The following is a 12,387-nucleotide window of genomic DNA, read 5'->3' on the forward strand; positions in this document are numbered from 1 at the left end:
CTGTCACACTTCAACGCCATAAGGCCGCCATGACAAACGCAGATTTTCTCAAATCCCCGATGCCCGAACCGGTTGACCTGCCTGATTTGGATATCACCGGGCCGGGGCGGTTTTATAACCGCGAGCTAAGCTGGCTTGGCTTTAACTGGCGGGTTTTGGAAGAGGCACAGAACCCGCGCGTGCCCTTGCTCGAGCGGCTGCGCTTTCTGTCGATTTCTGCGACCAACCTTGACGAGTTCTACAACGTCCGCGTGGCCGGTCTTCGCGAGTTGGCACAGGCGGGCAATACGACCCCGGCCGCCGACGGGCTTACCCCCGCTGAACAGCTTGTGCTGATCAACGAGAACGCGCGCAAGCTTTTGGATGCGCAGCAAGATACCTACGAGGTCCTGCGCCACGAGATGGAACAGGAACAGATTTCGATCCTCGACAATGCAAGCCTGACAGAGGACGACAAGACGTTCCTGGCGGATGTGTTCCTGCACAAGGTGTTCCCGGTGCTGTCGCCGCTGGCCATCGACCCGGCGCACCCGTTTCCGTTTATCCCCAACCTTGGCTATTCCCTCGCCCTCCAGATGGAGCGCAAATCAGACAAGCGCCCGCTTCAGGCGCTCCTGCCGATCCCGCAACAGATTGACCGCTTTGTCACCCTGCCCGCCCCCGAGGGCACCTTTCGTGTGCTGCCGCTGGAAGAGCTGTTGCTGTTGCACCTGCACAGCCTTTTCCCGGGCTATAAATACAAGGGCCATTGCGCCTTTCGCGTCCTGCGCGACAGCGATCTTGAGGTCGAGGAAGAGGCCGAAGACCTTGTACGCGAATTCGAGGTTGCCCTGAAACGGCGTCGCCGCGGCGAGGTGGTGCGCCTCAAGATTTCCGCAGATGCGCCCGCGGCGCTGCGCGAAGTGATCATGGAAGAATTGCACGTCACCCCCGAAGAGGTTGTCGAGGTGAACGGCATGATCGGGCTTGCCGATCTCAAGGAACTGGTGCTTGAGGCGCGCGCCGATCTGTTGTGGCCGCCCTTTACCCCACGCGTTCCCGAGCGGGTACAGGATCACGACGGCGACATGTTTGCCGCGATCCGCCAGAAGGACATGCTGCTGCATCACCCCTATGAGACCTTCGACATGGTGGTGCGTTTTCTGGCGCAGGCGGCGCGTGATCCGGATGTGGTGGCGATCAAGCAGACACTCTATCGCACCTCGCGCAACTCGCCCATCGTCGAGGCACTCTGCGAGGCCGCCGAGGATGGCAAATCGGTCACCGCCCTGGTCGAGCTCAAGGCACGGTTCGACGAGGCCGCCAATATCCGCCAGTCGCGCCGTCTTGAGCGCGCGGGCGCGCATGTGGTCTATGGCTTTCTTGACCTCAAGACCCATGCCAAAATCTCGATCGTGGTGCGCCGCGAGGGCGAGAACCTGGTGACCTATACCCATTACGGCACCGGCAACTACCATCCGATCACCGCCAAGATTTACACCGACCTGTCGTTCTTTACCTGCGACGTCACGCTTGGGCGCGACGCCACCAAGGTGTTCAACTATCTTTCGGGCTATGCCCAGCCCGACAGCCTTGAGAACCTTGCAATTTCGCCGATAACCCTCAAATCCCGCCTGATCGAGATGATCGCCGCCGAGGCCGAGCATGTCGCGCAGGGCAGGCCCGGTGCGATCTGGGCCAAGATGAACGCACTGATTGATCCCGATGTGATCGACGCGCTTTACGCCGCCTCGCAGGCGGGCGTACAGATCAACCTTGTGGTGCGCGGCATCTGCGGGCTGCGCCCCGGCATCAAGGGCCTGTCGGAAAATATCCGCGTCAAGTCGATCATCGGTCGCTTTCTCGAACATTCCCGCATCGTCTGTTTCGGCAATGGCTCTGGCCTTCCGTCAAAAAAGGCGCGGGTCTACATAAGTTCTGCCGACTGGATGGGCCGCAACCTTGTGCGCCGGGTCGAAACCCTGGTCGAGATCGAAAACCCCACCGTCAAGGCCCAGATCGTGAGCCAGGTGATGGCCGCGAACATGGCCGATGTCGCCCAAAGCTGGGTCATGGCCGCCGACGGAAGCTTTACCCGCACCGTCAAACCCGAGGGCGAGTTTGCCTTTAACTGCCACCGCTTTTTTATGGAAAACCCGTCTCTCTCTGGGCGCGGCTCGGCGGGGGCGTCGGATGTGCCCAAACTTACCCATACGGATGATTGACCAAGAGCCCTCCCTGTCGCATAGAGAGGAGCACCACACTGGGGTGAACATGGACGGTCATAACGATCCGATGGAACTTGACGGCGGCCCGTTCGGCCGACCTCTTTTTAACAAACCCTCTGCGCGCGCTCTGGCGCGTGTTGGCGTGGTCGATGTCGGCTCGAACTCTGTCCGCCTTGTTGTGTTTGACGGCGCGGCGCGAAGCCCGGCCTATTTCTACAACGAGAAAATCATGTGCGCCCTTGGCGCAGGCATGGCCGATACCGGGCGGCTGAACCCGCAGGGGCGCGTGCGCGCGCTCGATGCGCTCAAACGGTTTCAGCTTCTGGCCGAGGGCATGGGCACCGGACCGCTTGTCACCGTCGCCACCGCCGCAGTGCGCGATGCCGAGGATGGGCCTGAATTCTGCGCCGAGGTGCTGGCCGCGACCGGCCTCAAACTCTGGGTGATCGACGGGCGTGAAGAGGCGCGGCTTTCGGCACAGGGTGTGCTCTTGGGCTGGCCCGGCGCTTATGGCCTTGTCTGTGACATTGGTGGCTCGTCGATGGAACTGGCCGAGATTGACGGCGGCACCGTCGGGGCGCGTGTCTCGTCGCCGCTTGGGCCGCTGAAGCTTCGCGATATCAAGGGCGGCAAAAAGGCCCGCAAGGCGCATATCAAGGAAACCTTGACCGCAATGCAGGCCGAGCTTGGCGAACAGCGCAACCGGCTTTTCCTTGTCGGCGGGTCCTGGCGGGCGATTGCCAAGATCGACATGGCGCGGCGCAATTATCCGCTGCACGTGCTGCATGAATACCGCATGACACCTGCCGCCGTGCGCGAGACGATCAAATATATCGCAGACCACGACCTTGAAACGCTGCGCGCACAATCGGGCGTGTCCTCGGCGCGGATCGCGCTTGTGCCGCATGCCGCCGAGGTGCTGCACGAAATTCTCAAGACCTTCCGCCCGCGTGACATTGCGGTGTCAAGCTATGGCATCCGCGAAGGCATGCTTTACGAACAGATGCCCCAGCAATTGCGCGACCGCGATCCGTTGATCGAGGCCTGCCGCTTTGCCGAACACAAGGACGCGCGCCTTCCCGGCTTCGGCAAGGTGATCTATCATTTCATCCAGCCGCTGTTCAAAGCTTCCCCGGCAGAGCGGCGTCGCCTTGTTCGCGCGGCGTGTTTGCTGCATGACGTCAGCTGGCGGGCGCACCCCGATTACCGCGCCGAGCTTTGCTTTGACAACGCCACCCGCGCCAACCTTGGCGGGCTGAAGCATTCCGAACGGGTCTATCTGGGGCTGGCGCTTTTGCATCGCTATTCCAACAAGCGCGACGGAAGCCGCTTTGCCGACCTCGACCCCCTGCTGCCCGAACGCGACCGCGCAGAGGCCGAAGTGCTTGGCAAGGCGATGCGGTTTGCCGCGATGCTCTGGCTGACAAAAAACGCCAAACTTGGTGAAATGCGTTGGTTCCCGAAGAAGAAACTTCTGGAATTGCGCCTGTCACGCGAAGCGGCCCCGCTCTTTGGCGAAGTGGCGCAAGCGCGGTTTGACTCGCTGGCGGCATCGCTCTCGGCGACCGCCGTGGTCAAGAACCAGCGTTAAAGCTCTACTTCACCCTCGGGCAACGGCTCGATCTCTTGCGGGGTCTTGCGGCGGATGATGATATCGCCATTGGGCAGAACCTCGGGCGCGTGATAGGCGCTCAGGTCGCCGACCTTGGCCATCAGCTCGCTCAGGGCCGGGCCCATTTCCTCGATAAACTGGCGCAGGGCCGGTTCCATCTCTTCGGTCATACCGCGCAAATCATCAAGCGCCGGGCCCATTTCGCGTTGAATCCCCTCAAGGAACAAACGCGCGCCCTCTTCCATAAGCGATCTGCCCTCGTCCTCTTCTGCGTCCTGCGCAGAGAGCGGCAGCGCGCCAAGTGACGTGATAAACAGGGCGGTTATGAGGGGGCGTATCTGTTTCATGACCTGTATATAAGCACTCAAATCGCGGATTTTAAGATCACAGATCAACATCCAGCGTCACCGGAAAATGATCCGACGCCGTCAAAAGCGCATTGCACAGATCCGGCATGTTCCAGCAGTCGGGATCATCGAACGGATGCCATATACGCCAGACGGGCCCCTGCGCCATAAGATCCGGCGAAATCAGGATGTAATCCAGCAGCGCCTGCAAATAGCGTTTCTCGCTGGTCAGGTAGAACCGTGACGTGCTGTGCACCTCGCCGACCCGGCGGGTCAGGGCGTTGCGGGCATGCGGATCATAGAGCATCGCGCCGGTCTCACCGCCCTCTCCCATGATGATTTCAACCGATGAACGGCCAAAGAGATGCTCGTATTCGTCAAGCCCCGGACCGTCATTGAGATCACCCAGCACGATCAGCGGCTCGTTTTTGGCAAGGTCTTCCTCGATCCGCTGGCGCAACCAGACCGCTTGCGCCAATTGCTTGCGGCGATTGGCAATCGAGATGCGCATCGCCTCGTCATGCCCCTGTGCGCCATGCGGCGCCTTGGATTTCAGATGCGCCCCGATCATGCGAAACCTGCGCCCGCCCGAGGTTGTGACCGCCACCTCCAGCGGGGGTTTGGAAAACCGCACCTGATCGGCGGCATCGTCAATATCAAGATCAATCCTGAACACCCCGTCAAAGCGCGGCGCGGCGTCGTTGCCTTTTTGTGCGATCAACTCGCCCTGCGGGTCATGCTCTGCCGAGATGACATCAGGGTCATACAACAGCGCAATTTCCTGTTGGGTATCATTGCGAAAGCCAACCAAGGCCTTGCGCGCCCGAAGCTTCATCACGCTGGCGAAATTCTCCAGCGCGCTCACGGTGGTGCGCCGCCCGTTGTGATCCGGGGCCTCGATCACCATCACCGCATCGGCATTCATCGCGGTCATCACCATGCCAATCGCCGCGATTTGATCGGCGCGCGTTACATTATAGCGCGCCGACCATTTTTCATCATCCAGCAGCTGCCCTGCATCGTCGAAGAGCGCGTTGAACCATTCCACGTTATAGGTGGCGATCCGCATCCACGCCCCCTTTGGCAAGCTCATCCTGGATCTCTTCCCAGGCGCGGTTAATGTAGACAAGCCGCTTTTCCGCAAGCGTCACCGCCTCTAGCGGCACGCCGCGCGCGATCATCTTGTCGGGGTGGTTGTCGCGCACCATCTGGCGCCAGACCTTGCGGACCTCTTCCAGCGGCATATCCTCATTCACCCCCAGAACCGAATAGGGATCAGGCCGGGCCTCGGGCACGAACCGCGCCCGAAGCGCGCGAAAGTCCCTGTCCCTGACGCCGAAAATACCCGCCACCCGCGCCAGGAAGGCATCTTCCTTAGGATGATACACCCCATCGGCCATGGCAATGTAAAACAGCCCCTCAAGCAAAACGCAAAGTGTGCCCGGCTCGCTCTCGAACATCCGCTGGATACGCGCGGCATACTCCTCAAAGCCGGCCACATCCTGACGGGCAAGATTGAAAACCCGCGCTGCGCCGGCCTCGTCCTCGCTGGCAATCTGAAACACCTGGCGAAACGCCGTGACCTCGTCGCGCGTCACCAAACCATCGGCCTTGGCCATCTTGGCCGAAAGCGCAATCACCGCGATCGTAAAGCCGACGCTGCGTTCAGGCGCGGTGCGCAGACGGTCAAATACCGCGCTCAGACCCTCGCCGCTGGCAAGGGCCGCCAGGGCCTCGGTGATGCGGGTCCAGATCGACATGACCGCAGACTATCGGCTTTCTAAAGCCTTGTCAGCGCCGCAGTCACAGAAGTTTCTGCAAAAGCACAAGGTCCATCCAACGATCGAACTTGCGCCCGACTTCAGGCATATGCGCCACTTGGCGAAAGCTGATCGCGGTGTGAAAGGCGATCGCACCCGCATTCTCGCCGCTGACCCCTGCCACAAGCGCGTGAAGCCCCTGCGCGCGCGCCACCGCCTCCAGCTCTTTCATAAGGGCCCGGCCCACGCCCCGGCCCTGTGCCTCGGGCGCAAGAATAACCGTATGCTCGGCCGTGCGGGCATACCCCGGTCCCGAGCGAAACGCGCCGTAGGTCGCAAAGCCCAAAATGGCGTGGCCTTCCTGCGCGACCAAAAACGCCGCGCCACGAGCGGCGATATCATCGGCCAGGGCCTGGGGCGTCTTTTCAAGCGTGGTGAAGGTAACCGATGTGTCGCGGATCAGCGGGTTCCAGATCGCGAGGATCGCCGCACTATCGCCCGGCCCGGCGGGGCGAATAATCATCCGAGGGTCCGGCGCCCGGATGGCGTGGCGATCTCGGCCCGCATGCCCGCCGCACCACATTCAAACACAATCCGCGCATCGCCAAGCACCGGGGAAAGCGCCGCTTCAAGCGCCTTGGCCTCAGGGTGGGCGATCACCAGGCGCTCCAATCGCGCACCAGAGGCGGTCAGCCGGGCACTCGGATGCTGGTCCCCCTCCCATTCGATCACCGCCGGAAAAAGATTATCATAAGGCAAGGCCCCATCCTCCGGCACCGCCATCTGCCAGCGCAAATTTCCCCGGCTTAGCGACACCGGCCGCCCGGCCTCCGGGTATCTCGCTACCAGATCCGCCAGATCATCGACCTGACATATCCAATTGTTCAGGCGTGGCGCGCCCTCAAAGCGATCCAGATCGAACCAGCGCGGATAACTCGGTGCCGCAGCCGCGGGATTGATCGCGATCACCTCAAGGTAAATCCCGTCCTCAAGCCCCAGCAAAAGATTATGGGTGCCGAAATGTGCGTGGTTGCCGCCCTGCTGCAATCGCAGCCCGAGGCGCGCTTCAACCCAGTCATGCCCTGCCTCAAGGCTCTCTGCCGCCACAGCCAGATGATCAAGCTTCATATCCGTCCCCTTCTTTTGACTCTGAATATCATCGGGAATCGCCACTGTCGCCCTGTTGATCATGAGAGAATGGCATCAGGAGATGGCATGAGAACCCTGCATGGAAGGCAACAGCTTTTAGACCCAGGAGCGCCCCATCCATGAAAGCCTCGCCGAAGGCCTGCGGCAACAGCCCTGTTGCCAGAAAAAACCGCGCACCCAACCCATGGGGTGCGCGGGGGTCCACAATGATCTTGCTGTCCGGCGGCGCCGTTAAGCGGTCAACATCTGATAAAGCTTATCCTTCAGCGCCGCGCGCTTCTTGCGCAGTTCAACCTCGGCGAGCTCTTCCATCGGCTCCACCAGCGTTTCGGCGCGATGTACGGCGCGATTGACCTGATGGTACTCATCCGCCAGCTTGCCGAAGTGCGCGTCTTTCTGCTTCATCTCGCTGACTTTTTCGGCCAATTCCGGGAATTCGTCATGGAGCTCATGGGGGGTGTGGGACATTGCGCATTTCTCCTCGTTGTTTGCTTGCCCTACATCTAGGCCCCAACCAAGGCGTGTTCTTTGATACGGATCAAAAAGCGCAGCCTGTCTTTCATCTTTCCATAAATACTCAAATCCACCGCATGCCGCAGGGCACAGACCTAACGCTTGGCGCGGCGCCAGCCTGCTGCCCGGGCATTCCTCTCAGAGCAGAACCAGCGTTCTCCCCTTTCAGTACTGATAGAGGTACGGTCATAGTGATCCTGACCCGGCATATGATAGATTCGCCGCCCCTTGCTGTTGATATTGCCCTTGATCACACAGGCCGGGTCGGGGGCCGGTTTCTGCGCAACGCGCTCGGCGCGCACCGCGCGTCGATACTCTTCGGGGCGTGCCATGACATAGGCATGCAGCCCGCGTCCGGCCACGACCGCGCCCTTTTCATCAAGGTCATAAGCCATGGAATATTTGCGATAAGCCAGTGCAAGGCCCGCCTGCACAAGCACGCGGCCCATATCCTTGCCACGCAGGGTACAGCGCGCGACCGAGCGGCCATACAGATCCTGCACCACCTCTTCGCAGCGCGCCTTTTGTCCCTCAAAGCGGGCGCGGACCTGGTCGCTCACCCATGTGCCACAATCCCATGCGGCCCCGCCAGCGTTGGTGCAGGTCTGGCCAATCTCGGGCGCATCTACGCCGTAAAGGCGCACGCGCATGTGGCCGACATCAAAGGTATCGCCGTCAATCACCTCGATCGCGCCGGAAAATACCTGCGCCCCCACTGGCCCGGCAAAGCCGAGCGCGCCCAGAACCAAAAGTGAACAAATCCTTAACATGCCCCCTTATCATCGGGCACCTGATAAAGATCAAGCCACAGAGCGCACGCAGGGTTAACGCCATCAGCGCTGTTGTGTCTGCCAGTTTGGATGCATCCAGGGCTCTGCATTTTCCGGCGCCAAAGGCGTACGGCCAAGCACGTGGTCGGCGATCTTTTCACCCACCATGATCGAGGGCGCATTGAGATTGCCATTGGTGATGCGCGGGAAAATGCTGCTATCGGCAACACGCAGGCGCTCGACCCCGATCACCCGGCCCTGCGGATCAACCACCGCGCTCTGGTCGTCAACGCGCCCCATCCGGCAAGTGCCACAGGGGTGATAGGCGCTTTCGGCATGCGCGCGGATGAAGTCGTCGATACCGGCCTCGCTGGTCACATCCGCGCCGGGCTGAATTTCATGGCTGACAAAGGGCTTGAAGGCGTCCTGCGCGAAAATCTCGCGGGTGAGGCGGATGCATTTACGAAAATCAATCCAGTCGCTCTCTTCGCTCATGTAGTTGAAGCGGATCATCGGCGCATCCGAGGGCTCATTGCTGCGCAGGCTGACCGCCCCGCGCGACGCGCTGCGCATCGGGCCGACATGGGCCTGAAACCCGTGCCCTTCGGCTGCCGCCTTGCCGTCATAACGCACGGCAATCGGCAGGAAATGAAACTGGATATCGGGATAACTGACGCCCGCATCAGACCGGATAAAGCCGCCGCTTTCGAACTGATTGCTCGCCCCCAGGCCCTTGCGCCCCAAAAGCCAGCGCGCGCCGACAAATCCCTTGCCGAAGAGGTTCCAGTATTTGAACAGGCTGACTGGCTGGCTGGCGGCCATCTGAATGTAAAGCTCAAGGTGATCCTGAAGGTTTTGCCCGACACCGGGGCGGTCGGCCTTGATGGAAATGCCATGCTCCGCCAGATGCGCGCCCGGACCGACGCCGGACAACATCAAGAGCTTTGGCGAGTTGATCGACGAAGCCGCAAGGATGACCTCGGCCCTTGCGCGCACAACCTCTCGCCGCCCCTTGCGGAGCGTCTCGACCCCGACCGCGCGGCCCTCTTCAATCACCACGCGGGTCACAAGGGCGCGGATCAGATCGCAATTGTCGCGCTTCAGGGCCGGGCGCAGATAGGCGTTGGCCGCAGACCAGCGCTGTCCCTGCCAGACGGTCATGTCGAACGGGCCGACGCCCTCTTGCTGCTCGCCATTATAATCGCCGGTGCGCTGATAGCCGGCCTGCGCGCCGGCCTCGACAAAGGCACGGGTGAGCGGGTTGTCACGCGGCCCCCGGCTGACGTGCAGCGGCCCGTCCGTGCCCCGCCATGCCGGATCGCCGCCATGCCCGCCGTCATGCCAGCTTTCCATGCGCTTGAAATAGGGCAGCACGTCGGCATAGCCCCAGCCGCCCGCGCCCTGGTCGCGCCAGTGGTCATAGTCACAGGCATGCCCGCGCACATAAACCATGCCGTTGATGCTCGACGATCCACCAATCACCTTACCGCGCGGACAGGCAAGGCGGCGGTTGCCGAGATGCGGCTCGGGTTCGCTCTGATAGCCCCAGTCATAGCGCGCCATGTTCATCGGATAGCTCAGCGCGCCGGGCATCTGGATGAAGGGCCCGGCATCTGTGCCGCCATGCTCGATCACCAGCACCGAATGCCCGGCCTCTGACAGACGGTAGGCCATGGCGCAGCCTGCGCTTCCGGCACCAACGATAACATAATCTGCTTCCATCTCAGAGCGTCCCTTCTGTGCCACACGCCGCCCTGGCGCGACGGGGTGGGTGGGTGGGCGTCGTGCCAGGGCGGCGGGCCGCCACGAGCGGGCGGGCAGTGGTTTCAATCCGATAGGTCATTGCACCTGTCTTCGGTTGGAGTTTGAGTATTTTCGGAATGGTGAAAGGATCATTCATCCCGGGGAAAACGTTTGTTTTCCTCAAGAACGTTAAGATCCATGTGATTGCGCATGTAGCGTTCGCTGGCCTTTTGCAGGGGCTGATAATCCCAGGGGTAATAGCCGCCCTTGCGCAGAGCTTCATAGACCACCCAGCGACGCGCCTGGCTTTCGCGCACCGCCGCATCAAAGGCCTCCAGGTCCCACCGTTTTTCGGCCTTGGCCTGAAGCTGGGCCAACGTACCCACATGGGCCGGATCCCCGGCCAGATTGCAAAGCTCATGCGGATCGGCCTCAAGGTCAAACAGCTGATCGGGATCAAGCGAACAGCGGTTATACTTCCACTTGCCATAGCGCAGCGAAACCATCGGCGCATAAGAGGCCTCGGCGGCATATTCCATCGCCACCGGTTCGCTGCGCGAGCCCCCCTGCCCAAGGGCGACAAGCGATTGCCCTTCGGTCCAGGGCATGACATCGGCCATGCTGACACCGGCCAGATCGCAGAGCGTCGGACAGACATCGACATTGCTCACCGGATCGGTGACCAGCCCCGGCGCCATGCCGGGCGCCGAAATCATCAGCGGCACCCGCGCCGAGCCCTCGTAAAAGCTCATCTTGAACCAAAGCCCGCGCTCGCCGAGCATATCGCCGTGATCGCTGACAAACAGGATCACCGCCTCCTGGCGGGTCGTTTCAAGCGCCTCGAGCACCTCACCGATCTTGTCGTCGAGATAGCTGATATTGGCGAAATAGGCGCGCCGCGACCGGCGGATATCCTCCTCGGAAATATCAAACGAGCGCCAGTCGTTGGCGTCAAAGATGCGTTTGGCATGGGGGTCGTGATCCTCATAGGCCATCGCCGGGACCTCGGGCAAAAGATGCTCGCAGTCCTCATAGAGATCCCAGTATTTCTTGCGCGCCACATAGGGGTCATGCGGATGCGTAAAGCTGACCGTCAGGCACCAGGGCCGCGCATCCAACCCGCGCGCCAGATCATAGACCTTGGCGCGCGCATGATAAGCGACCTCATCGTCATATTCCATCTGGTTGGAAATCTCGGCCACACCGGCCCCAGTGACCGAGCCCATGTTGTGATACCACCAATCAATCCGCTCGCCCGGCTTGCGATAATCCGGGGTCCAGCCGAAATCGGCGGGATAGATATCGGTGGTCAGGCGTTCTTCAAAGCCGTGCATCTGATCGGGGCCGACAAAATGCATCTTGCCCGACAGGCAGGTCTGATAGCCCGCACGCCGCAGGTGATGGGCATAGGTCGGGATATCGGCGGCGAATTCGGCGGCATTGTCATAGACCCGGCTGCGCGAGGGCAGAAGACCGGACATGAAGCTGGCGCGCCCCGGCGCACAGAGCGGCGAGGCGGTATAGGCATTGGCAAACCGCGTCGAGCGCGCCGCTAGAGCCTTGAGGTTGGGCGCATGAAGCCAATCGGCCGGGCCGTCCGGAAACAGAGTGCCGTTCAGCTGATCCACCATGATAATCAGGATGTTGGGGGCGGTCATTGGCTCTCCTCCGGGGGCAAGCTTGTGTCGAGATAATGCAGCAGGACATCGACTGCGACGTCCGGTTGCATCGGCCCTTCGCGCAGGGCCTGACGGATATACATACCATCAATCATCGCCGCCAGGCCGCGCGTCAGGGTGCGCGATTGGGCGGGAGCAAGACGGCGAAACGCGTCATGCAGGTTCGAGCGAAGGCGGCGCTGATAGATATGAAGCAGGCGGCGGGCATCCTCTGATCGCTGCGCCTGAACATAGAAATTCAGCCAGGCCGACACCATTTCGGGGCGGAATTGCGAGGGGGTAAAGCTGGCGCGGATGATCGCCTCGATCCGGTCGCGAGGGCTTTTGGCCATGATCAGCGCGCCGCGCACCTCGGCGCCATAAAGCGTCAGGATATGGCGCATGGCAGCGGCGAACATCTGTTCCTTGGACCCGAAGTAATGATGCGCCAGAGCGCTCGACATGCCCGCACGGCGCGCAATCTGGGCCACGGTCACATCCAGTGAGCCCCGCGCGCCGATCTCGGAAATCGTCGCCTCGACCAGCGCGGTGCGCCGGATCGGCTCCATCCCGATTTTGGGCATTGTCATCCTCCGGTAAAATGTTGCCATACTGGCCTAATCGTGTT

Annotated in this window: 12 protein-coding genes; 2 read left to right on the forward strand and 10 right to left on the reverse strand. The window is 61.4% G+C overall.

All coding sequences use genetic code 11. The annotated features are described in order from the left end of the window. Positions 1-29 precede the first annotated feature (29 nt). Entirely contained in the window at positions 30-2,204 is a 2,175-nt protein-coding gene (locus BUB78_RS08345; RefSeq protein ID WP_073197015.1) for an RNA degradosome polyphosphate kinase, read from the forward strand. 49 nt (positions 2,205-2,253) lie between these two features. Next, entirely contained in the window at positions 2,254-3,798 is a 1,545-nt protein-coding gene (locus tag BUB78_RS08350; RefSeq protein WP_073197017.1) for a Ppx/GppA family phosphatase, read from the forward strand. On the opposite strand, the gene BUB78_RS08355 is transcribed toward BUB78_RS08350, so the two are convergent. The 10 genes from BUB78_RS08355 to betI all read right to left on the reverse strand — a co-directional run bounded on the left by BUB78_RS08355 (position 3,795) and on the right by betI (position 12,343). Further along, positions 3,795-4,166: a hypothetical protein gene (locus BUB78_RS08355; RefSeq protein WP_073197210.1), complete on the reverse strand. Its 372-nt coding sequence runs from the start codon at positions 4,164-4,166 to the stop codon at positions 3,795-3,797. The genes BUB78_RS08350 and BUB78_RS08355 overlap by 4 nt on opposite strands. A gap of 37 nt (positions 4,167-4,203) precedes the next feature. Further along, entirely contained in the window at positions 4,204-5,235 is a 1,032-nt protein-coding gene (locus BUB78_RS08360; RefSeq protein ID WP_073197019.1) for an endonuclease/exonuclease/phosphatase family protein, read from the reverse strand. Continuing rightward, a complete protein-coding gene (locus tag BUB78_RS08365) occupies positions 5,216-5,926 on the reverse strand; it encodes a molecular chaperone DjiA (protein ID WP_073197021.1) in 711 nt (236 codons plus the stop codon). Before BUB78_RS08365 ends, BUB78_RS08360 begins: the two co-directional genes overlap by 20 nt. Positions 5,927-5,969: 43 nt before the next feature. Further along, positions 5,970-6,449, reverse strand: a complete 480-nt coding sequence (locus tag BUB78_RS08370) for a GNAT family N-acetyltransferase (protein ID WP_073197023.1) — start codon at positions 6,447-6,449, stop codon at positions 5,970-5,972. Further along, complete coding sequence (locus tag BUB78_RS08375; RefSeq protein WP_073197212.1) at positions 6,446-7,054, reverse strand: VOC family protein; 609 nt, start codon at positions 7,052-7,054, stop codon at positions 6,446-6,448. Before BUB78_RS08375 ends, BUB78_RS08370 begins: the two co-directional genes overlap by 4 nt. Positions 7,055-7,306: 252 nt before the next feature. Then, positions 7,307-7,543, reverse strand: a complete 237-nt coding sequence (locus tag BUB78_RS08380) for an HP1242/YdcH family protein (RefSeq protein WP_073197025.1) — start codon at positions 7,541-7,543, stop codon at positions 7,307-7,309. A gap of 140 nt (positions 7,544-7,683) precedes the next feature. Beyond that, on the reverse strand, positions 7,684-8,358 hold the full coding sequence (locus BUB78_RS08385) for a thermonuclease family protein (protein WP_073197027.1): 675 nt from the start codon (positions 8,356-8,358) through the stop codon (positions 7,684-7,686). A gap of 63 nt (positions 8,359-8,421) precedes the next feature. Further along, a complete protein-coding gene (betA, locus tag BUB78_RS08390) occupies positions 8,422-10,080 on the reverse strand; it encodes a choline dehydrogenase (protein WP_073197029.1) in 1,659 nt (552 codons plus the stop codon). A gap of 170 nt (positions 10,081-10,250) precedes the next feature. Next, entirely contained in the window at positions 10,251-11,759 is a 1,509-nt protein-coding gene (gene betC / locus BUB78_RS08395; RefSeq protein WP_073197031.1) for a choline-sulfatase, read from the reverse strand. Further along, entirely contained in the window at positions 11,756-12,343 is a 588-nt protein-coding gene (betI, locus tag BUB78_RS08400; protein ID WP_084732808.1) for a transcriptional regulator BetI, read from the reverse strand. Before betI ends, betC begins: the two co-directional genes overlap by 4 nt. Between the last annotated feature and the right edge of the window lie 44 nt (positions 12,344-12,387).

The organism is Roseovarius marisflavi, from assembly GCF_900142625.1.
In the GTDB taxonomy this organism is placed as follows: domain Bacteria; phylum Pseudomonadota; class Alphaproteobacteria; order Rhodobacterales; family Rhodobacteraceae; genus Roseovarius; species Roseovarius marisflavi.